This window comes from Microbacterium sp. SORGH_AS_0969 (genome assembly GCF_030818255.1).
Taxonomy (GTDB): domain Bacteria; phylum Actinomycetota; class Actinomycetes; order Actinomycetales; family Microbacteriaceae; genus Microbacterium.
The window spans coordinates 2,224,175-2,244,817 of record NZ_JAUTAG010000001.1 but is presented as its reverse complement, the minus strand read 5'-3'; the positions used below and the strand labels follow the sequence as shown (position 1 = coordinate 2,244,817).

At 65.3% G+C, this 20,643-nt stretch carries 17 protein-coding genes and 1 pseudogene; 9 read left to right on the top strand and 9 right to left on the bottom strand.

Annotation, left to right across the window (positions count from 1 at the left end):
• Positions 1-10 precede the first annotated feature (10 nt).
• From QE388_RS10400 to QE388_RS10385, 4 genes are all read left to right on the top strand, one after another.
• Positions 11-1,255 carry an NAD(P)/FAD-dependent oxidoreductase gene (locus QE388_RS10400; RefSeq protein ID WP_307385189.1) on the top strand — a complete coding sequence of 415 codons (1,245 nt, stop codon included), beginning with the start codon at positions 11-13 and terminating at the stop codon, positions 1,253-1,255.
• A gap of 46 nt (positions 1,256-1,301) precedes the next feature.
• Positions 1,302-1,772, top strand: coding sequence for a nuclear transport factor 2 family protein (locus QE388_RS10395; protein ID WP_275799501.1), 471 nt, complete (start codon positions 1,302-1,304; stop codon positions 1,770-1,772).
• Between the two features lie 247 nt (positions 1,773-2,019).
• The gene (locus QE388_RS10390; protein WP_275800844.1) at positions 2,020-2,760 is read left to right on the top strand and encodes a hypothetical protein; all 741 of its coding nucleotides are present in this window, start codon (positions 2,020-2,022) and stop codon (positions 2,758-2,760) included.
• A 632-nt stretch (positions 2,761-3,392) separates the two neighbouring features.
• Positions 3,393-3,803 carry a hypothetical protein gene (locus QE388_RS10385; protein ID WP_275800845.1) on the top strand — a complete coding sequence of 137 codons (411 nt, stop codon included), beginning with the start codon at positions 3,393-3,395 and terminating at the stop codon, positions 3,801-3,803.
• 32 nt (positions 3,804-3,835) lie between these two features.
• Here the strand turns inward: QE388_RS10385 and QE388_RS10380 are convergent, their stop codons facing one another.
• From QE388_RS10380 to QE388_RS10360, 5 genes are read right to left on the bottom strand one after another with little or no spacing between them, the layout of a single operon-like run.
• Positions 3,836-4,147, bottom strand: a complete 312-nt coding sequence (locus QE388_RS10380; RefSeq protein ID WP_345799726.1) for a DMT family transporter — start codon at positions 4,145-4,147, stop codon at positions 3,836-3,838.
• A 49-nt stretch (positions 4,148-4,196) separates the two neighbouring features.
• A complete protein-coding gene (locus QE388_RS10375) occupies positions 4,197-5,486 on the bottom strand; it encodes a CdaR family transcriptional regulator (protein WP_307385187.1) in 1,290 nt (429 codons plus the stop codon).
• Positions 5,483-6,928 (bottom strand): NAD(P)/FAD-dependent oxidoreductase, encoded by a 1,446-nt coding sequence (locus QE388_RS10370; RefSeq protein ID WP_307385185.1) that lies wholly within the window; start codon positions 6,926-6,928, stop codon positions 5,483-5,485. The genes QE388_RS10375 and QE388_RS10370 overlap by 4 nt, the downstream gene beginning before the upstream one ends.
• Entirely contained in the window at positions 6,925-8,754 is a 1,830-nt protein-coding gene (locus QE388_RS10365) for a DUF3556 domain-containing protein (protein ID WP_307385183.1), read from the bottom strand. The genes QE388_RS10370 and QE388_RS10365 overlap by 4 nt, the downstream gene beginning before the upstream one ends.
• A 40-nt stretch (positions 8,755-8,794) precedes the next feature.
• A complete protein-coding gene (locus QE388_RS10360; RefSeq protein ID WP_307385181.1) occupies positions 8,795-10,300 on the bottom strand; it encodes a class I adenylate-forming enzyme family protein in 1,506 nt (501 codons plus the stop codon).
• Between the two features lie 311 nt (positions 10,301-10,611).
• On the opposite strand from QE388_RS10360, the gene QE388_RS10355 reads away from it, so the two are divergent.
• The 4 genes from QE388_RS10355 to QE388_RS10340 all read left to right on the top strand — a co-directional run bounded on the left by QE388_RS10355 (position 10,612) and on the right by QE388_RS10340 (position 15,248).
• The gene (locus QE388_RS10355) at positions 10,612-11,313 is read left to right on the top strand and encodes an alpha/beta fold hydrolase (RefSeq protein WP_275801307.1); all 702 of its coding nucleotides are present in this window, start codon (positions 10,612-10,614) and stop codon (positions 11,311-11,313) included.
• A 499-nt stretch (positions 11,314-11,812) separates the two neighbouring features.
• A protein-coding gene (locus tag QE388_RS10350; RefSeq protein ID WP_307385179.1) for an IS3 family transposase occupies positions 11,813-13,050 on the top strand; the annotation gives its coding sequence in 2 pieces (ribosomal slippage) (positions 11,813-12,098 and positions 12,098-13,050; 1,239 coding nt in all).
• A 1,180-nt stretch (positions 13,051-14,230) separates the two neighbouring features.
• A complete protein-coding gene (locus QE388_RS10345; protein ID WP_275799409.1) occupies positions 14,231-14,644 on the top strand; it encodes a hypothetical protein in 414 nt (137 codons plus the stop codon).
• 1 nt (position 14,645) lies between these two features.
• On the top strand, positions 14,646-15,248 hold the full coding sequence (locus tag QE388_RS10340) for a GrpB family protein (RefSeq protein WP_275799408.1): 603 nt from the start codon (positions 14,646-14,648) through the stop codon (positions 15,246-15,248).
• Positions 15,249-15,660: 412 nt separating this feature from the next.
• Here the strand turns inward: QE388_RS10340 and QE388_RS10335 are convergent, their stop codons facing one another.
• The 3 genes and pseudogenes from QE388_RS10335 to QE388_RS10325 form a co-directional block, all read right to left on the bottom strand.
• A complete protein-coding gene (locus QE388_RS10335) occupies positions 15,661-16,245 on the bottom strand; it encodes a 2'-5' RNA ligase family protein (RefSeq protein ID WP_307385177.1) in 585 nt (194 codons plus the stop codon).
• A 173-nt stretch (positions 16,246-16,418) separates the two neighbouring features.
• Positions 16,419-16,910: pseudogene (locus tag QE388_RS18550) on the bottom strand (nuclear transport factor 2 family protein).
• A gap of 98 nt (positions 16,911-17,008) precedes the next feature.
• Positions 17,009-18,223, bottom strand: a complete 1,215-nt coding sequence (locus tag QE388_RS10325) for an MFS transporter (RefSeq protein ID WP_275799404.1) — start codon at positions 18,221-18,223, stop codon at positions 17,009-17,011.
• A gap of 53 nt (positions 18,224-18,276) precedes the next feature.
• Here QE388_RS10325 and QE388_RS10320 point away from each other — a divergent pair, with 53 nt between their 5' ends.
• Entirely contained in the window at positions 18,277-18,531 is a 255-nt protein-coding gene (locus tag QE388_RS10320) for a type II toxin-antitoxin system Phd/YefM family antitoxin (RefSeq protein ID WP_275799403.1), read from the top strand.
• Between the two features lie 777 nt (positions 18,532-19,308).
• On the opposite strand, the gene QE388_RS10315 is transcribed toward QE388_RS10320, so the two are convergent.
• Positions 19,309-19,863: an alpha/beta hydrolase gene (locus tag QE388_RS10315; protein ID WP_307385173.1), complete on the bottom strand. Its 555-nt coding sequence runs from the start codon at positions 19,861-19,863 to the stop codon at positions 19,309-19,311.
• Positions 19,864-20,643: the final 780 nt, after the last annotated feature.

Genomic DNA, 20,643 nt, shown 5'->3' with positions numbered 1-20,643 from the left:
GGAGAGAGACGTGCTCGAGGCATATGACGTGCTAGTCGTGGGGGCCGGTCAAGCGGGCGTGCAGGTGGCCGATTCGCTCAGGAAAGGCGGATTCGCCGGAACTGTGGGCATCATCAACGCGGAAGACTCGCTGCCCTATGAGCGACCTCCGCTGTCGAAGGCCTTCCTGCGTGGCGAAGCCGAAATCGACGACTTCCTGTTTCACAATGCCGATTGGTATGCGCAGCACGACATCGACCTGATCGCCCCTGCGACAGTCGAGTCTGTCGACGCCGAAGGACACGTCGCGATGCTCGAGGACGGTCAGCGCATCAGCTGGGGCCGGCTGATCTGGGCCGCAGGCGGCCGGGCCCGCAAACTCTCACTTCCCGGCGCCGAACTCGCTGGCGTCCTCTCTCTCCGAACGCACCAGGACGCCGCCGACCTGCGGCAGAGGGTCGGCACCGCTCACCGCGCAGTGATCATCGGCGGGGGATACATCGGCCTCGAAGCCGCCGCCGCGTTCGCCACCCTCGGGCTCGACGTCACCGTCATCGAAGCACAAGACCGGCTCCTCGCCCGGGTCACCTGCAATGCCGTTTCCGACTTCTACCTCGACCTGCACCGCAAGCACGACACCACGGTGTTGCTCGCGAGCGGGATCGAGCGCATCGTCGGCGAGAACGGGAATGCGTCCGGCGTCGAGCTTCTCGACGGCACTCTCCTCCCCGCAGACATCGTCCTTGTCGGCGTCGGCCTCATACCCAACGTCGAGCCTCTCGCCGCTGCAGGCGCAACGGTGACGAACGGACTCGAAGTCGACGAGTGCTTCCGAACGTCGCTTCCCGATGTGTTTGCCATCGGTGACTGCGTCAACATCGCCCACCCGTTCGCTGCCGACTCGCGAGTCAGACTCGAATCGGTTCCCAACGCGAATGAGCACGGAAAAGCACTGGCTGAGGTCCTTCTTGGAGTGGACCAGGCCCCGCCTTCCCCGCCGTGGTTCTGGTCACACCAGTTCGACGTCAAACTGCAGACAGTCGGTCTTCAAACCGGCCACGACGACGCTGTAATCCGCGGCGACGTCGAGAGTAGGAAGTTCAGTGTGGTCTACCTCCGAGAAGGTCGTGTCATCGCCCTGGACTGCATCAACTCCGTCGCCGACTTCGCCCAGGGGAAGCAACTCGTCAAGAACGGCGTCCACGCGTCTGCCTCCGAGCTCGCCGATACCGCGGTTCCCCTCAAAGCTCATTTGGCAACAGTGAAGACGCCGTAACGGCAGCACCCCCGACATAACACCCGACAGATCAAGACTCGAACCAATGTCTGGCGCGAGCGCAGCGACCGAGAACGGAAAGAAGATGCCTACTACCGCAGAAACCGTTGTTCGAAACTTCTACAAGGACTGGGGCGAGGTCGGCTTCAAGGAGGCCTACATTCGTCACCTGCATCCCGACGTCGTTCTCCAGAACACAGGCAGGCCCGACCGAGAAGGCATCGACGCGGTCCTCGGTGCACTCGAGAAGTACATCGAGATCTACTGCCGACCCTTTGCGAAGGTAACCCTCCTCCACCTCGCCACCGAGGGAGACTCCACCGTCATCACCGAACGAACCGAACATTGCTTCAGCCCGGACCACGACGACACCCACGATGGACATTTCGCCTCCGTCTTCGAGATCGAAGACGGCAAGATCAGGCGCTGGGCCGAGTTCTGGGGCGACGACCCCGCAGCATACTCGTTCGGATCCGCGCTTCCCCGACCCGAGACATACCGCAAGGTCAGCAAGTAAGAAGCTGGACGCGGCCCGGTCGCACCGCTCAGTCGGGGCGACCGGGCGCAACCGTCCTGGCCGGCAGGACGCGCTGACGCGGCTTTTCGACCCGCGGGCGAGATCTCAGAACGAGCAAAAGCTTCCGCGCGCATGACCTCCGCCGATGCCCCCCCCCCCCCCCCCCCCCCCCCCCCCCCCCCGGGGGGGGGCTGCCCGACCTCTCCAATGAGGCGTCCCGCTCGCGCAGCCAGAGAGGAAACCCACCATGTACGACCAGCTCATCGCTGCCTTCACTCTCGACAACATCCCTCTCCTGATCGCGGCGGGGCTCACTTTCGCGTTTGGTTACTGGGAGTACCTGTATAGCTTCCGGCTGGTGACGCGGGAGAAGAAGGCCCCGTTCCCGATCTGGATGCACACCTTCTACCTTGCCCACGACAGCTCCTGGGCAGTGATCCTGCTGAGCGCCGCCGCAGCACACAACTGGAACTGGTTCCTCACCGTCGCGTCGATCGCGCTGTTCGTGTGGACCGGATTCGAGATCTTCAACCTTTGGAAGGCCGTCACCCTGGAACGGGTCGAGATCTGGGGCCCGTACTTCGGCGATCGAGTCACCATCCGCCAGGCGGTTTTGAACCTGCTGGTTCAACTCGCCGGGTTCTACGCGGTGGTGAACCTGCTCATCGTGTTCATGGGCGAAGGCAGCGTACTCCAGTGGTTCGCGCTCACCAACGTCGTCATGGCTGCCGGCCCCGGCGTTCTGTGGGCGCGGCGCGGCTCCCGGGATGGCACCAGCGTGGGGCTGGGGATCGTGATCGTCTTCGGCACGATCAACACCTTCCTCCCCACCGGAATGTTCGTCCTCGCCCTGCCCGAGGTGTTCAACACCCCCTGGTTCTATCTCACTGGCGTCGTCTTCACCTTCATCGCGATCGGAAACCTGGTCCGGCTGCTCCGATACCCCCGCAAGCAACGAATCGACACACAACGACGCCCCATCTGGTGATGATCACGCCGCTTGAGGTCGGGACCGCGTACTACGCTGATGAACAATCAGACTTGTCGTTAGGCCTACTCGCGCCTCGAGAATGTCGTGGTCGATCTTGCCTCGACGCGAACGACGTCGACACAGGTGCGATGGCGCCACCGTCGAGACAGGCTTGGGCGTGACGGGCTCGTCGGTGAGGGGATCGAACTCACTCTCCGGTACCGAAGAGTCCACATTGGGTGTTGGCTCTGACGAAAGCGATGGCTGCTTTTCGGCCTGCGCAGCTGAAGCCGGCACCGGGAAGCTCGTCGCCTCGGCAGGAACAGAAGCGCCCACCACCATCGCGACTATCGACACACCGGAACCAGCAAAATGCGCGCGCCGTTGAGCACCCTCGAGGACCGCCGCTTCCGAGTTAGGGCGTTGTCTGGACCACCCAGACTGCGCTGACCATACTCACGCTCAAGCACGCCTCTGGGCTGGACGATCTGAGTAGCCCTCGCGCAAGCTCACCCGAAGGATGAGACGGACATCCAACGAGGGAGGAGCCGGAGACGTGTCGCTGCGACATCTAGGCCCGGCACTTGTTCGAGTAAGACAGCTAACCTGTCCGAGAAGTAGAGCCGGTACACCGCTACTCGAATAAATCAGTGCTCCTGCCGCCACCTCTGGTGGAGTTGCAAAAACTGGCTGGCCTCAGGCCCGCTCCGGGCGCCTCAACCGCTTGCCCCGCGCCGATGCCTCAGCCGCTTCGGAGACGTCTTCAACCGACTCTGATCGCTGAGATCGTCGACAAGTACTGCTCGGGCGCAACCACGCCATCGCTCTGCATCGAGTACTCCCTCTCGAAGGGCGGCTTGCTGAAGCTGCTCCGCGACGAAGGCGTCCGACTCCGTTGCCAGCCTCTGACCGACGAGCAGGTGCGCGAGGCGGCGGCCCTCTATGAGAGTGGTGTTTCGCTCGCGGCTATAGCTGCGCACTTCGACGTCAGCTACGGCAACGTCCGGCAAGCCTTCGTCAGGGACGGGGTGGAGCGGCGACCGAGAGGAGGCCGACGGTGACGAGACGTCCACGTCGTGAGAGCTCCGCCGCCTCAGCTTCTCCCCCACGTGATGATCCCCAAGGCTGCGATGGCCACGACGAACCCGACGACCTGACGGCGGGTGGGTCGCTCTCTATCGATCGCGAAGGCGAGGACGACGGTGCTCGCGGGATACAGCGAACTGATCACGGCGACGACCGACAGCATCCCGTTACGCACCGCCTCGAGGTACAGCGCGTTGGCGACCACGTCGAGGATGCCGATGCACGCGGCGAGCCAAAGCATCCGGCGCCCCGCCCCCGGCCGAGCCCACTCAACACCGACGACAGCGAACGCACCCTCCGCGCAGGGGGCGGCTACCATCACGGCGAAGATCGGTGACGCACGGACACGCTGAGCGGCGCAACGCCCGTCACGTGTGGTGGGCGTCGGCTCCGTCGAGCAGAAGGTCGTCGTAGATCCGCAGCGCCAGGGCGACCTGCAGCGGATCGACGCCGCGCGCCCCGACCGCCCCTTCGAACCGGTCGACGCGCTGACGTACCGTGTTGCGGTGCACGCCGAGCTGCTCCGCCGCACGCACGGCGTTCTTGTCTGCCGCGTAGTACGCCGCGACGGTTTCGCGCATCGAGCGCGCGTGCTCCCCGGCACCGGCGTAATCGCCCAGAACCTCGCGCACCCACGCCGCCGTCGCCGTGGCATCCTTCGTCAACAGCTGGACGAGAGCGACCTGCGGGTCGGCGTACGACACCACCGCGCGATCGCGGTAGCGCGGCGACGACAGCGCCACGAGCCGCGCGATCGCCGCCTGCTCGTGCGTGCGACGGAAGCCGGCGACGTCGTGGCCTGGCTCGCCGAGGGCGATCCGCACACCGGGCACCGTCGTCACGAGCTCCTCGACCTGCGCGACGACGCCGGCGTCAAGGAGCGGCGCCCCGAACCACGCCCAGGCGGTCGACCGGTCCACCACCGTGATCAGCGGCGGCGCAGGAGACCGTACGACCGTGGCCAGCCGGCGCAGCAGGACGTCGATCTCGTGCTGGCGCGCGGCGTCATCGGAATCCAGGTCAGACCACGCCATGACACCGAGGTGCGTCTGCGCAAGCGTGTATCCGGTCTCGGAGACGAATCCGCGGATCGGCAGGTAGTCGCCGCGCAGCACCTTGAGGATGATGCTCGCGTTCAACGTCGCGCGGGTGCTCCACCAGCGCCGACGCTCCTGCTCGTGCACGCCCGTCACGAGCTGCAGGATCCAGTCGATGTAGCGGTGCACGACGTCGGCGATATCGCGGACCACGTCGATCTTCACGCGGTCCGAGACACCGAGGCGCTCCGCCTCGTCCATCCCGAGCCGTAGGAACATACTCTGCCCCAGGTAGTAGGCGCGGGTCAGAGCTGACAGCGGAACATCGCGCTGCGCGAGCCGCGCCGCGTACTCGACGGCGGCGGTCGTGGGCTGCAGACTCTCCAGATCGATCTGGTTCGCGAGGATGTGGCAGATCGTCGTCACGTTGCCCTCGATGCTCGCCTGCAGCATCTCGACGAGTTGCGGGTCGCCCCCGAGATCGTCGATCCGGGATGCCAGGAGGTCGCGCATCTCGCGAACGATCTCGGGCATGCGCAGGTCGAGCTGTCGCGCGACGAGCGCGAGCAGTTCGGAGACGTCGCCCTCGTGGGTCTCGCCGGGACCGGATGCCGTCGTCACGCGGGCTGAGCTTCCGCCGTTCGCCGCGCGGCCGTGGGCACGATGCCGCGCAGCGCGCGTCGTGCGGCGTTCACGCCGCACAGGCCGTGGATCCCCGGCCCCGGGGGCGTGGCCGCGGAACAGAGGTAATAGCCCGGCACCCCCGTATCGTACGGCTGCGCCGTGATGCGCGGACCGAGCGTGAACTGCAGCGGCGTCTTGGCACCGGTGAGGATGTCGCCGCCGACGAAGTTCGGGTTCCGCTGGCTCCACTCCGTCGCGGTGATGACCCGCATCGCCCGGATGCGGTCGCGGAAGCCCGGGGCGAACCGCTCGATCTGCGACACGACGGCGTCGGTGGCATCCCCCGTGTAGCCGGCGGGCACGTGAGCGTAGGCGTACAGCGGGTGCACGTTCCCCACCGAGCGCTGCGGATCGGCGACGTGCTGCTGACCCACGAGCACGAAGGGACGTTCCGGCATCCGCCCCTCGGCGACGTCGCGTTCGACGGCCGCGATCTCGCGCGCCGACCCCGCCAGGTGCACGGTCCCGGCACGGCCGGTCTCTTCCGCTCGCCACGGCACGCCGCCCTCGACGGCGAACTCGACCTTGAAGGCCGCGGGCCCGGAGCGGAAGCGGCGGAACGCCTCCGCCGTGCGACGCGGCAGGCTCCCCCCGAGGATTTCGGCGACGGCGTGCGGGTGCACGTCGAGCATGGCGACGTCGTGCGGGGGCAGATCGCGCCGCGAACGGATGCGCCGACCGGTCTCGAACGTCACCCCGCGTTCGCGCAGCCGCGCGATTACGGCCGCGGTGAGCGTCCCCGTGCCGCCCGCGACCACGGGCCAGCCCACGGCGTGCCCGGCGGTGATGATGCCCACGCCGATCCCGCCCACGAGGGGCTGGTCGAGCCGCTGGAACGCATGGGCCGCGACGCCGAGGAACAGTGCCCGCGTCCGCTCCTCGGCGAACGCCCGGGAGGTCCATACCGGCGGCAGGGCCGCGCCGGCGCCGAAGCGCGCGAGGAGAAGAGGATGACGCGGGATGCCGACGAGGGGGCGCAGGATGTCTTCCGACAGTGCCGCGAATGACCTCGACGACGGCCCGAAGATGGTCCGCCACCGCCACCCGTCGCGCCCGAGGTCGGCCGCGGTGTCGTCGATGGAGCGGCGCAGCAGCACCACGTCGCCGTCGTCGAGCGGGTGGGCGCAGTCGATCTCGGGGAGCGCCCATGGCGAGGCGGGCAGCTCGAGATCAGCGAAATACGGCGACCCCGCGGACATCGGGTGCACCGCGGCGCAGTGGTCCTGGATGAGCCCCGCGAGGAGGGGCTCGCTGTTGCGCGCCCCTCCTCCGAGTTCGTCCGCCGCCTCGACGACGTGCACGTCGAGGCCGGCGGCCGACAGGGTCGCGGCAGCGGCCAGCCCGTTGGGACCGCTGCCGACGACCACGGCGCGTGTCATTTCGGGACCCGCTCTCCTCGCCTGCGCGAGACCGTGCGGACGCTGTTCGTCGCCTCGGTCACCGGGCCGGTCGCGTCGGCGCGCCAGGACCGCTCGAGCGGGATGGGCCCGTCCGCGAGCCACGGCTGGGCGGCCACGGCATCCGCCACGCGCCAGCGCCCCCGCTCGATGACGCCACGGGCCGCATCGATCACCTTGTACTCCTGGTAGTTCGCGTGGATGGCTTGGGACTCCACCCATACCACCACGAACTCGCCCGGCTCGAAGCGGCAGCGGCTCTGCAGTGCACGGATGAGCGACTCGTCGTGCAGGTGCCCGTCGCCGAAGTTGAAGCCGATCACCGAGTTGCAGGCGAACTCACCCTCGCGGATCGTGCGGGTCTCGATGTCGGGCAGTGCCCGGTACAGCACCGAGAAGAGGCCGCGGCCCTGGCTGTGCATCGAGCGCCAAGCCAGGGTCTGCTGCATCGTGATCTCAGCGACCTCGGGGGCGTACCCCAGCTGCACCAGCTGATCGACCTGGTTCTTCGTCGGGCGGATGACGGCATCCAGCTTCTTCTCCGCTCCTGGCGTGAAAGTCCACAGCGCCGACGCCCAGTTGCCGGCGTACTGACGCATCGATGGGAGGAACGAGACCTTGTCGGGGCGGATGTTGCCGAGCACCGGGAAGAACAGCAGGGCCGCCACGATCCCGGCGAGGAGCCACCCGTTCGAGAAGTCGGTGACCGCGTACCCCGACTGCGCCGGGAATCCGAGAAAGAGGAACACCGCGGCGTAGCAGAACAGGGTGTTCCACTCGAGCGGAACGGCGAGCGGGAACGTCGAGAAGATGAACAGGTGGAAGCCCACGATGAGCACCACCGCCGCAAGCGTCACCCAGAAGTTCTGCGAGAACAGCAGCACGAGCGGAACGGCGATCTCCACCGTGGTGCCCATGGCGTGCGCCATGAAGTGCGCGAGCTTCGACGGCCGGACGTCCCGCGGGAAGTCGCGATAAAGGGCTCGCTTGAGCCACCGCGGCGGCCAGAACGGGGTGTTGCTGAGCATCGGCGGGATGACGTTGACGAAGTGCTTGCCGAACTTCGAAACGCCCGCACAGACCCACACGGCCACGATGAGCAGCTTCAGCGCGATGATCATGTCGACGAACGACAGCACCGAGAAGAACACCAGCGCCGGCAGGTACTGCTCGATGCGCGAGGCGACCGCGATCGTCTTGTCGCGCACCCCCACGATCACCAGCAGCGCGATCGCGACGATCACGGGGGCGGTCTGCACGAGCCCGCTCGTGTTCCCGGGCAGCGCCGCGGCGAGCGCCGGGGTCACCGTGCCGGGGAGCACGAGCGCCGTGGCGAGCGCCGCGAGGAACCCGAGGTAGACGACGACGTCGAAGATCGTGCGGGTGTCGCCGGCCGTCCCCGGCACCCAGGCCCACGGCCGCAGCCGGATCGTGCCCGGACGAGCCCAGAACTGGATGCCACCGGTCATGGGCTTGAACTTGCCCGCCGTAGGCCCCCACGACCCGGCGAGACCGATCGCTTCGAGCAGCATCGTCCAGATGATCGCCTTCTGATAGACGATCGGCTGGTTCCACCACTGGTCGACCTGCCAGAACCATCCCACACCGCTCGTCGCCGTGATGATGATGCTGCCGATCAGGAGCCACAGCACGGCGATCTTGACGAGGTAAGTCGCCGCGATCATACGGGGCGATCCGAAGCCGTACTCGACCCAGTGGAGCCCGAGCGCCTTGACGCGCTCACGCAGCGGTTGGTGCAAGAACGTCGACAGATCGACGGGCGGAAAATCGCCGGTTTTGAATCCCATGACAACTCCTTCGGTGACGGGATGAGGGGAAGAGAGGTGGTCAGGCGGCGCTCGCGGCGAGCGCGCGGCGCATCGCCGGCTTGTCGACCTTGCCGACCGGGTTGCGCACAAGATCGGCGACGATGCGGATCTCGGCGGGCACTTTGATCTTGGTGAGGCCCTCGGCGCAGTGGGCGCGCAACTCGTCCTCGGTGACGGTCTCGCCGGGGTGCAGCACGACGTCAGCGATCGGGACCTCGCCGTACACCGGGTCAGGGCGCCCGATGACCGCGGCCTCGAGCACCGCGGGGTGGGTGACGAGGAAGGCCTCGATCTCCTTGGGGTAGAGATTCTCGCCGCCGCGGATGATCATGTCCTTGGCCCGATCGACGAGCGTCAGGTAGGCGTCTTCGTCCAGGATGCCGATATCCCCGGTCCGCAGCCATCCTCCGCGCATCACCTCGGCCGTGGCATCCGGTCGTCCGAGGTATCCGCGCATGACGGTGGGGCTGAGGATCGCGACCTCGCCGCGCACGCCCGGGGGCACGAGACGGCCTTCGTCGTCGAGGATGGCGATCTGCTGGCCGGGGAGCGCGCGGCCCACGGTGCCGGGCTTGCGCTCGCCCCACAGCGGGTTGCACGCCGAGGCGCACGTGGCTTCGGTGAGGCCGTACCCCTCGAGGATCGGGATGCCGAAGCGCTCCTCGCTGAAAGCGAGGAGTTCAGGGCTGGCCGGAGCCGCCCCGCAGATCGCCACGCGCAACGAGGGCAGACGCGGAAACTCTTCCCGCGGAATCTCTGCCAGACGGGCGAAGATCGCCGGCACCGCGGAGAAGTAGGTGGGCCGGAAGCGCTGGACCGCGTCGAGGAAGGTGGCGGGGGCGAAGCGCTCGAGGATCGAGACACTGCCGCCGGCGCTGATCGGGGCGAGGAAGCTCACGCAGAGCGAGTTGACGTGGAACAGCGGCAGCACGAGCAGGGCTTGGTCGTCGGGTCCGAGCTCGATGTGCCGGCCGAGGGATCGAGCCATCGCACTGAGGTTGGCGTGGTCGAGCATGACGCCCTTGGGCTGCCCGGTCGAACCGCTCGTGTACACCAGCAGTGCGAGGGTGTCGGGCGTGATGGCCGGGTCGTCGACGGGCCCGTCCGCGACGCGGGCGAGATCCGCCGGCGCGAGCGTCTCGACCTCGACGTTCGGTGCCGCCGAGGTGATGAGCAGACGCGCTCCCGAGTCGTCTAGCTGGTAGCGGAGCTCGCGCTCGGTGAAGGTGGGGTTCACCGGGGTCACCGCGGCACCGACGCGCCAGGCGCCGAGCATGGCGGTGAGGAACGCGACGGAGTTCGGCAGCATGATCGCCACGACGTCGCCGCGGCCGATGCCCCGCGCGGCGAACTGCTCCGCGCAGGCCGCGGCGCGTCGTTCGAGGGCGCGGTAGCTGAGTTCTTCGGTCACATCGCGCACCGCCAGCCGCGCGGTCCCCGCCGAGGGGCTCCGCCACGGCAGATGATCGAGGCCGGACACCGTGCCCCGTGTCGTGGTGCGCGTGTCGAGTTCGTCGAGAGACATCGTCGTTCACCTCCCCGCGCCGACGGCTGCGTCGGCGCGATTCGAGCGTTGGAGTGCGCGTCTTCGCGCTCCCCTCACGCTAGGAACATCGCGCGGGCGGCACAGTGGCGCGAGTGACGGACTTCACACCGGGGAGTGTGCACGGTGCACGGGTGTGGTGCGGCGCGGGAATGCTGCGCGCTTCGTCGGGGGCACGGGGAGCGTAGCGGGGCGTAACACCACGCGCGCGTGCTGCGACGGCAGGCGGGCGGGGGCGCGGCGAGCGGTACCGCGCCCTCGCTCGATCACGATGTGACCGGATCCCACAGCCGGTGGTACGCGTTGACCGACGGCTGACCTCCGAGGTGGACATGTACTTTGATCTCCCGGGCCACGGGCAGACACCTGCTGGTGAGGTGGCGAGCGCGGAGGACGTCGTGCTCGCGGTTGAGGCCGAAGTTCGCGAGCGGGTAGGTGATGAGCCGTTCGCCGTGCTCGGGAACTCGTTCGGCGGCATGATCGCCCGCCGAGTTGCGCACGACTTCCGACTCCAGGCTCTCGGGCTGGCGCTGATCGCACCCGTTTTCGTGTCCAACAAGTCACACAGGGCCGTCCCAGAGCGGACGGTCTTGTCATCCGACGCGTCGGTGTTGCGCGAACTTGGTGACGTTGCGCCCCAGTACGCCGACATGGCCGTGATGCACACGAACGACAAGGCGCAGGCTTTCCTAGAACATGCGCATCCTGGCCTCGCCGCGGCAGACCAAGACGCTTTGAATCGGATCTCCGAGCGATACGCGCTGTCGGCTGAGCCTGAGACTCTATCCCCAGAGCCATTCACGCAGCCGTCACTGTTTTTTACAGGACGGCAGGACCATGTGGTCGGCTGCGAAGACGCATGGGCAACGATTGAGCATTACCCGCGCGCCACCTTCGTCACCTTGGATACCGCCGGGCACAACGTCCATCTGGACCGATCGGGAGTCGTCCTCACACTGATCGGCGATTGGTTAGTACGCATGGCGGCTTCCTAGACGAGGCGCAACCCTAACGGTCTTACCCAACAGTCAAATCCAGCGCCTCGCGCATCAACGCGGTGCGCACTACGAAAAGCGTCGACCGCACGTGGCGCAAAACCGATCGTTTCCGGGCCGAGCTTGGTACGAACGAATAGTTCCGAGACGGGCGAGGAAGGCGTTTTCCGGAGAGCGCGGTGATCGATCTGAGCAACCACTCCATGCCGCTCGGGCAGATTGCCGCTCAGTCGGACCCGGATTACCGGTGACCACCGCTCCCTGCTGACTGAACTCAACGAACAGCAGGTCAGCATGGGTCTCGCCACCTACGACAGGGCAAAGAAGGAACGCGTATGAGCCATCCATGCGGCGGTTCCGCATCTTGGCCTTGAAGAATTGTTCGAGTAAGACTCGAGTCCCATCCCCGAAGTAGAGCCGGTACACCGCTACTCGGATAAATCCGCGCTGCTGAATCGGCCTGACTTTCGTTCCGTTCTTCAAGCAAGGATGGAAGACGATGAACAGGAAGTACTCGCCGGAGATGCGTGAGCGGGCGCTCAGGATGCTCGCGGAGACGCGGCCGTCGCACCCGACGATGATGAGCGCCGTGCGGCATGTCGCGGGCCTGCTGGGGATGAGTCCGGAGACGCTGCGACTGTGGCAGCGTCAAGCGGAAGTCGACGCGGGCGCCAAACCCGGGCTGACAACGGACGCGGCGGCGGAGATCAAGCGGCTGCAGAAGGAGAACGCCGAGCTTCGTAAGGCGAATGAGATTCTCAAGGCTGCAAGTGTGTTTTTCGCGAAGGAGCTCGACCGCCCCTGACCGAGATGATCCGGTTCATCAGTGAACACCGGGATCGTTTCGGGGTCGAGCTCATCTGCCGGGTCCTCCGACCGGCAGTCCAGGGTTTCCTTACCTCCCGCGGCTACCGCGCCGCCCTCGCCCGAACGCCGTCAACGCGGCGGTTGCGGGACGAACTGCTCGCACCGGAGGTCGCCAGGCTGCATGCGGAGAACTACGGCGTCTACGGGCGACGGAAGATGCATGCGCTGATACGCCGGCAGGGGTGGGACATCGGCCGCGACCAGACCGAGAGGCTTATGCGTCTCGCGGGTGTCCGGGGCGTGAGGAAGTCGAAGCGGGTGTTCACGACCCGCTCCGACAAGACAACGGTGCTGCCCGCCGACCTCGTAAACAGGCGCTTCACCGCGCCGGCTCCGAGACGGCTCTGGGTCTGCGACGTGACCTACGTCGCGACCTGGTCCGGCTTCGCGTACGTCGCGTTCGTCACCGACGTCTACTCGAGACGCATCGTCGGGTGGAACGTCGCCGCCACGCTCAAGGCCGAGATCCTGCCGATGCAGGCGCTCGACATGGCCGCGTGGGACGCCGGCGGCAGGCTCGACGGGCTGATCCATCACGCCGACCACGGATCGAACTACACCGCAATGGTCTACACCGACCGGATCGTCGAACTCGGCGCCATCCCCTCGACAGGAACCGTCGGCGACTCGTTTGACAACGCGATGGCCGAGGCCGTGAACAACCTCTACAAGACCGAACTGATCCGCCAGCGAGGCCCCTGGCGAACCGTCGAGCAGGTGGAACTGGCAACACTCGAATACGTGTGGCGGTGGAACAACTCCCGCCTCCACGGCGAGCTCGACATGCGCACCCCGATCGAAGTCGAGGACGCGTATTACGCTGACCTCGAATCAGCCAATCCAGCACCTGCCGGACAAGGCTCCCAATAGGAACGAAAGCCAGGCCGATTCACTGCTGCCGCCACCCCTGGGAGAACTGCAGAAACTGGCTGGCCTAGCGACAGATTTGCCTCTCTCAACCAACCCTCTAAAACAGGTGAGCCGATCACTTCGGCGACGTCTCGAACCTGCGCAGGTCAAGCGAATCGTCACTGAGTACGAGTCGGGCGCAACGACCCCAAGTCTTTGTGAGACCTACGGTCTGTCGAAGACCGGCATCCTTCGCTTGCTTCGAGACGAGGGAGCATCACTGCGACATCAAGCGCTCACTAGCGACCAGGTCGAGGTCGCACGAGCGATGTACGAGCACGGCCATCCAATCGCCACCATCGCGTCTCGCCTCGACACCAGCTACAACAACGTGCGGCAGCGCCTCATCAGAGAGGGAGTTCAGCTGCGTCCGCGCGGCGGTAGCTATAAGTGAGCCCCCCCAGCACTGAGAGCATCGACCCCTGGCCACAAGAATGCCCACACACTTTTCGACCCGTTTCCCGTTTCGACATGGGGTTTCGAGCCCACTCCGTGAGCGCGTTCAGGGAAACTTCTCGCGGCGCCGTTGCCCGGCTCAAAACCGATCGGCTTCGCACCACATCGCTCGTTGCACTCCCACCCCGCGGTCGGACTGGCGCTAGCCCTGTCCCGACCGATGTGGCGTCGGTGCCGCCGCACATAGCAGACTCGTCACATGACCAGGACTCACCCGGTTGACGGAATCGAACGCATGCCCGTTTTCCTCGTCGCTGGGGCTTACCCACGGTCGATCAGTGAACACGATTTCCGGTCAGGTATCCCGCTAATCGATCTCATCGACCGGCTTGGGCCGGGACAACATGTGTATCTGGTCGACTACGCCAGCGTCTCGGGGCGCACGCGGCTCACCCGACTCGCATCGGGTCCGGGCGAGGGTTGACTCGGGAGTCAGAGGATCGAGGCGTCTTCTGCAGGGCGGTAATACGTACACCGTCACTCACTCCACCCTCGACGGGTTGGTGGCGCGAACCGATGGGTTTTGCACCACAGGTTGGTGTTGCGGAGCGGGGTCAGTGGCCATTTTCCAGGCGTCCCGTGGAAGTGGTTGGTTACTCCTATTTGTGCCCTCGGGGGCGACACCTTTTCCGTGGTGTTCCGCCTCAGACTTGAGTACCAGGATCGAACGGGATTGGCTGAAGAGATGATGAAGCCCGCAGGAAAGCGCTTCGCGATCGACGCGCCCACCGCACTCCGAATCATTCGCGACGATCCCGGAATCGGGTCTCGGCATCGCCTCGTGGGTCCCGCCGTGCTGCGCAGCCACGTGCTCTCCCTGCTCTACCGCGAGATGCGCGAAGGTGCGATTGAGGAGAAGGTTGCGCGCGCTCAACTCGACGGGCTCGCCACCCTGCAGATCCGTCTGCTCGGCGACCGTGTCTCCCGAGCCACCGCGTGGAAGATCGCAGGACAACTCGATTGGGAGGACACCGCGCTCGCGGAGTACCTCGCCGTCGCGACCTTGCAGGCCGACGCCTTCATCGCCGCCGACCCCACACTTCAAGCGGCCGCGGCAGAGTTCACGTCCGTAGCTGACTACGCGACCCTGCGAAGCTGACGTGAGCGAGGAGAAAAATCCGGCTGCGCTGGTCGAGCATCAAGCCGAGTGGCCTCAGCGCGCATCGCGTTTACTGTCTGACGTGGGCGACGCGTTGAAAGGAATGGATGGCAGCGAGTCCGCGAAACTCGATCACATCGGCTCCACCTCCGTGCCTGGCCTTGCAGCGAAGCCTCTAATCGATCTGCAGCTACGCATTTCTCCCCTGCCCGCCGAGGGGGACCTCCGCGCGAGGTTGCAACCGTTGGGCTACATGAGGGCTCGTGGATCCCGACCAGATTCCCCGGGCGTCGACCGCGACCTTCCACGAGGCTCGGTCGAGGTCGATCCCCGCGTATGGGAGAAGCAACTTTTCTGGAACGAGGACGCCCAAGCCATCCTGCATGTCCGACGAGCAGACTCCCCCTGGGGCTTTTACACGGTCTGGTTCCGCGACTGGTTACGGGCTAACCCTGACGCTCGCAGTCGCTACGAGGCAGTGAAACGAGATCTCAGTGCACAACAGGTCGGCAAAGCCGACTACGACGATTACACGCGGGCGAAGACGGCTTTTTTCGACGAGGTGCAGGGGGAGTTTGAGGCATGGGCAGCCATCAATCGATAGCAGCGAAGTCGATCGGTGATGCGTCGAAGCGCGAGTGCCTATCGGACGGATTTCTCCCAGTAGTTGAGGACGATGTCATGCTCAGGTAGGGCCCGCTGTACGCAACGGTGCAGCCGTTCGCCCTCGACTTTGTGAGCAGCGGCGGTCTCCTCATCCGGCCATCCATACTCCCAACTGAACTGGTCATTGAAGCATGCAGCCCATGCCCGAATGTCGGCTTCCAGATCAGCGGGAAGCGCGGGATTACCTGCAGCACACAGCCCGGCATCCTCCCCCTCCCCCCAGAACGGCCAGTCCGCTAAGTAATCGTTCATCAGCCGGTATCGCATGGCGCTCAATGGTAGAGCGATAGCCACGGCATCCCACGCTCGCACCCGAGCCTTTGTTCAATGTTTGAGGTAGCGCCGTTGGGTCAGTAGCGATCCGTGCCGAGGGGCAGGACCTCGATGTGTTCGCCGTCGTCGTCGTACCAGACATACTCAGCGGAGGTGATCACTTCGGCCGGCACCGATGCAAGGTCGCGCCGACTCTGACCATGGAGCGCCAGCCACTCGAGTTCGGGCAGGGCACCGGCATATAGGAGTGACAGGTGAAACACCCACTCGTAAAGCGGGAGTTCGCCGATGCGTCTAAAGTCGCTGGTGTCGAGCATCTCGGTGAGGGCCGTGTAGGCGCTCACGAGGGATGGCGAACGTTCGGCTCGCGCGATCACGATCTGAAATGGTGTCGGGAATCCGTCGACGGCTGCCACCCGGAGATCGATGGGAGCTTGGAGTTGCGCCCACCCCGCTAGAGCATCTCCAAGCGGCTGCACTCGTTCGGGCTCGAAGAAGCCGCGCAAGGTCACATGGCCGGTGTTGGGACAAGGGAGAGATGTCTGTAGTAGACCTCGAAGCGATCGCTGTTCGTCGTCGTAGAACTTCGCAACGTCCGCGACGGGGCGGCGCACCAGGTACTGCTGGCCCCGCAACGAGCGCAGCAGCTCGGGGTCGGTCATGAAGGGGCGTCGCATCCGATGGGCTCCTTTCGCTCGCTGAGATATTCGACCCTAGCCGCCGACCAGGCACGGTGCGCTGATGTGACAGAAGCGGCACACCTCGGCGCGAAACCGATCGGTTTGGCACCAAAACGTCATGAGCACGGCTTCGCTCTTTAGCCGACAGGGACGGCTCAGTTCTCTTCGTCAGTTGACGAGAGAAGGTCGTCAAAACGAACCGGAATATCGTGAGGTTCCGGCGGCGGGTCGATGTCGAAGCCGCGGCGGGCATCTCGCCGAGCGATCAACCAGCGCCCGTCGCTACGAACGTACTCGTCGATGTAGGTGCCCCCGGAGTGTAGCCACTGACCGTTGTGGAGCTGGACCGCCACGGCGACATCGCACTCGCCCTTTGCTCGGTCCCCGTCGACTTCGACGACGTGATTGGTGGTCTAGTGAACGTAACCGGCGAAGGCTTCCCATTGGCGTCGAACGACACTCGCGATGGCATCGTGACCTCTGAAGGTCGCCTCGTCACTGAGCACCCAAGATGCGTTCGATGCCCACACGCTCAGAAATCGATCAAGATCACGTTTATCAGCGCCATGACAGTACACGGCGACAAGCCGGCGTATGGCCAGTTCGGCTTCGAGGAGCTCGAGACGCTCCTCAACGTCGCTCAACATTTTCCCCTCGACGAGTTACGGACGCGGGCTGAGAGGCGCAGTGTGTGATGCACACTCACATGCTCCCGCAGTCAATCGGTCTCGCACCATGGCGTCATCTATTCGGCCCATTTTGTGTCATCCAGGTACGGGAGTCGACCGACGGCAATGCATGCAAATGCGCAGAGCAGCGCTGCGCCGCTGATTGCCACCGACGTGTTGGTGAGAGAAGCGACGACGCCCCCTAGCGGTGCGGCGATGGGTGCGGTGCCTACGCTTGCGACGGTGAACGCGCTCGTCACCCGCCCGAGAAGGTGGTTTGGGGTGAGTTCCTGTCGGACCGTGACCGCCAGGATGTTCCACAGCATGGTTGCGACGCCGAGGGTGAAGAGGGCGCCTCCTGCGAGAGCTGCGTTGGGAGCCATCGCGAGGGCTGCGATGGACACAGTCCCGAGGAGCGCAGAAGTCAGCAGACACCGATTGGTTCCGAGTGTGTGTCGGAGTCGTGCGGTGAGGAGTGATCCCGCGAGGCTCCCGCCGGCGTACACGCTGATGAGTACGCCGTACCCGACGGGCGGCAGACGTAGGAACTCCAGCACATGAATGACGAGAACGGCGAGGAGCACGCCGGTTGAGGCGGCGAGCAGAATCGTGCCGACTGCAATGGAGCGCAGAACTCGGTGCGCAGCCAGCCACCGCACCCCGTCAGTGGCCTCAGCCCAGATCGAGCTGCGCCCTGTTCGCGATGCTGACGGCACGAGGGTCGCGGGGAGTCGCCACACGCACACTGTCGACACGACCAGGGCGAACGTCTGCGTGAGGAAGGGCACGGCCGCGGAGAGGGAGTACAGCACGCTTCCCGCGGCGGGACCGAGGAAGCTGCCCGAAACGGTAGAACCCGCCTGCAGGCGGCCGTTCGCGTGCGCCAGTTTCTCACGCGCAACGAGCGTGGGGAGCAACGCGGGCGCCGCGCTCCGGATCAACGTCGACCCACACGCAAGAAGGAAAGCCGCGAGCAGAACGACGGCCACCGGCGCATGACCGAGCGCGACCAGCACCCCGAGCGAGAGGGCGATGCAAAGGCGTGCCAGGTCAGTGCGCCACATGACCGCTCGGCGGTCCCATCGATCGACCAGGGCCCCCGCCAAGAGACCGAACAGCAGCCAAGGTAGGCCTGTCGCGACCTGCAGAAGAGAGACGATGAACGGATCCCGCGTCTGACTGGCGACCAACAACGGGAAGGCCGTCATCGATAAACCGTCACCCAGCGCGGCCCCTACCGTGGCGCCCCACAGCCACCCGAAGCTACGACCGTCCTCCGCCCGATAGACCACGTACCTCGCCTCGCTACATTTTGTACAAATTTCACATAATGTAGCATGGTGTCATGACGGACGAAGTTCCAGTTTCCGAGGCCCGCGGTCAGCTCTCGGAACTCGTCAACCGCGTCCGATTCGGGGGCGAGTCCATCGTCCTGACCCGGCACGGCAAGGGCGTAGCTGCTCTCGTCCCGATCGAGCACCTATCTCCCGAGCTGACCCAGGCAACGGACGGCGAATTCCAGAACACGGTGATCGATCTGAGCAACCACTCCATGCCGGTCAGGCAGATCGCTGCTCAGTCGGACCCGGAGTACCGGTGACCGCGACTCTCTGCTGCTTGGACTCAACGAAAAGCAGGTCAGCATGGTCTCGCGACCCGCGATAGGGCAAGGAAGAGAACGTGTCTGAGCCATCGCCGCGGAGGTGCCGCGCCTTGGCCTTGGCCAATTGTTCGAGTAAGACTCGAGTCCTATCCCTGAAGTAGGCCCAGTACACCGCAACTCGAATAAATCGGCACTTCTGCCGCCACCCCTGGTGGAACTGAAGAAACTGGCTGGCCTAGCGCCGAATACGCCCGTATTCAATGCACCCTCCAAGAGGTCGCCTCGACTCCTGCGCCGTCGGCTTGATCCCTCTCTCGTCGATGAGATCGTAAAGAAGTACCAGTCCGGCGCGACAACCCCATCTCTCTGCGTCGACTACACCCTTTCGAAGGGTGGCCTGCTGAAGCTGCTCCGCGACGAAGGCGTTCAGCTTCGGCGTCAGCCCCTGTCGGAAGAGCAGGTGCGCGAAGCCACTGCGCTCTATAAGAGCGGCAAGTCGCTCGCGGCTACCGCGGCCCACTTCGACGTCAGCTACAACGGTGTCCGTCAAGCCCTAGTTCGGGCAGGTATCCAGCGCCGGCCCCGGGGTGGGAGTCGAACCTAGGCGGCGTTCGAGTCTTCGTCCGCCCGCTATCACAGGTCGTTGTACGCGTGCGTGAGGGGCGCCGATGCCAACGGCTCGGTGTTTGAGAACACTCCGCGCCTACCGCGATGCCAGTCCCCACGTACGCCGATGTACGCGGTGTGTCACGCGACCATGCGGCGGCTTGAGTCTCAGACGTGTCGGTTCAGCCAGGCGTCCAGTCGGCCGCGGAACGCTTGCGGCTGCTCGACCCACGGGTAGTGGCCGCACTCTTCGATGAGGGCGTAGTCAGCGCCAAGAAGGCTGGCGTACCCAGCGACGGGCTTGACGCCGGTCAGGAGGTCCCGATCGCCCGCAACCGCGAGGGTTGGTGGTTGTGGGGTTGCTCGGATGCGATCGCCTGCGTCCGGAGGAATGTCGGCGAACCATGCCGCCGCCGCTACTAAACTGACGGCTCCCGATTTCGCGTGGCTCTGCTCGACCGCGGTCCAGTGTGCGTAGCTCGCAGGCGCCTGCCTTTGGAAGGCCTCATGAAACTCGAACTCTGTGGAGGGTTCGTCCGTCAACACGAGCGCAAGAGCCTCCCGAGCTTCCAGAGCGCAGTATTTCTCGGCAATCGATTCGGCGTCGGACGGTATGTCGGTGAGCCAGGATGCGGGCGGGGTGATGAGAGCCATGGAACGAACCCGCGACGTGAACTGGGTCGCCGTGGCGAGAGCGAGTCTGGTTCCGGCGGAGTGGGCCACGATTGAAGGCCGAGTGCATCCGCAACCAGGATGACGTCGTTCGCGTCTGTCCACCAACCGCGGGAGAGGCCGCCGCTTTTAGGGGTCCCACGGGGATGCATCAGGATCAACTGACGCGTCTCACCTAAGCCTGCTAGATCACCTAAGTACTCCGGTCCTCGGCAGGGCCCTCCGGGCAGGACGATCACCGGCGGACCTGCACCCTCGCCAAGTGTCGTCACTGCAACAGGAAGATCCAGGTCTGCGAAGCTCACTGGTCCACGATCGCATGAGTAGGGCCGCAACCGCGTCACCTCTAGGAGGCCGTCGATGCCTCCGAGGAAGTCCTCCTCATCGGACGCGAAACAATGCGACAAACGCGACATTCGCCACGGCAGTTCACACCCTTAGACTCGCTGCGCCTCACTAGACCCAGAAACGATCGGTTTCATACCAGCCGGCGCCCGCGCGGCGGTAGCCCCAAGTGAGGTGACTCGCCCCCGGCGTTACGAGCATCAACCTGTGGCCCAGATATGGCTTCACGTCGTTCGACCCATTTCTCGTTTCGGCACGGGGTATCAAGTCGACTCGACACGCATGTTCAGGGGAGCTTTTCACCACGGCTTCACCCGAGCCGAAACCGGTTAGTTTTCGCAACACGCCGAACGCTGTTTACGCAAAGCTCGTTGACGTCCACGCTCATCAAATGCGCAAACGGCTAGCGCCGTCGGAGATCAGTCGACTTCGCGACACCACGTACGGAGTTGACAGGCAAACGGGACTAGGCTCGCGGCGTGGGGG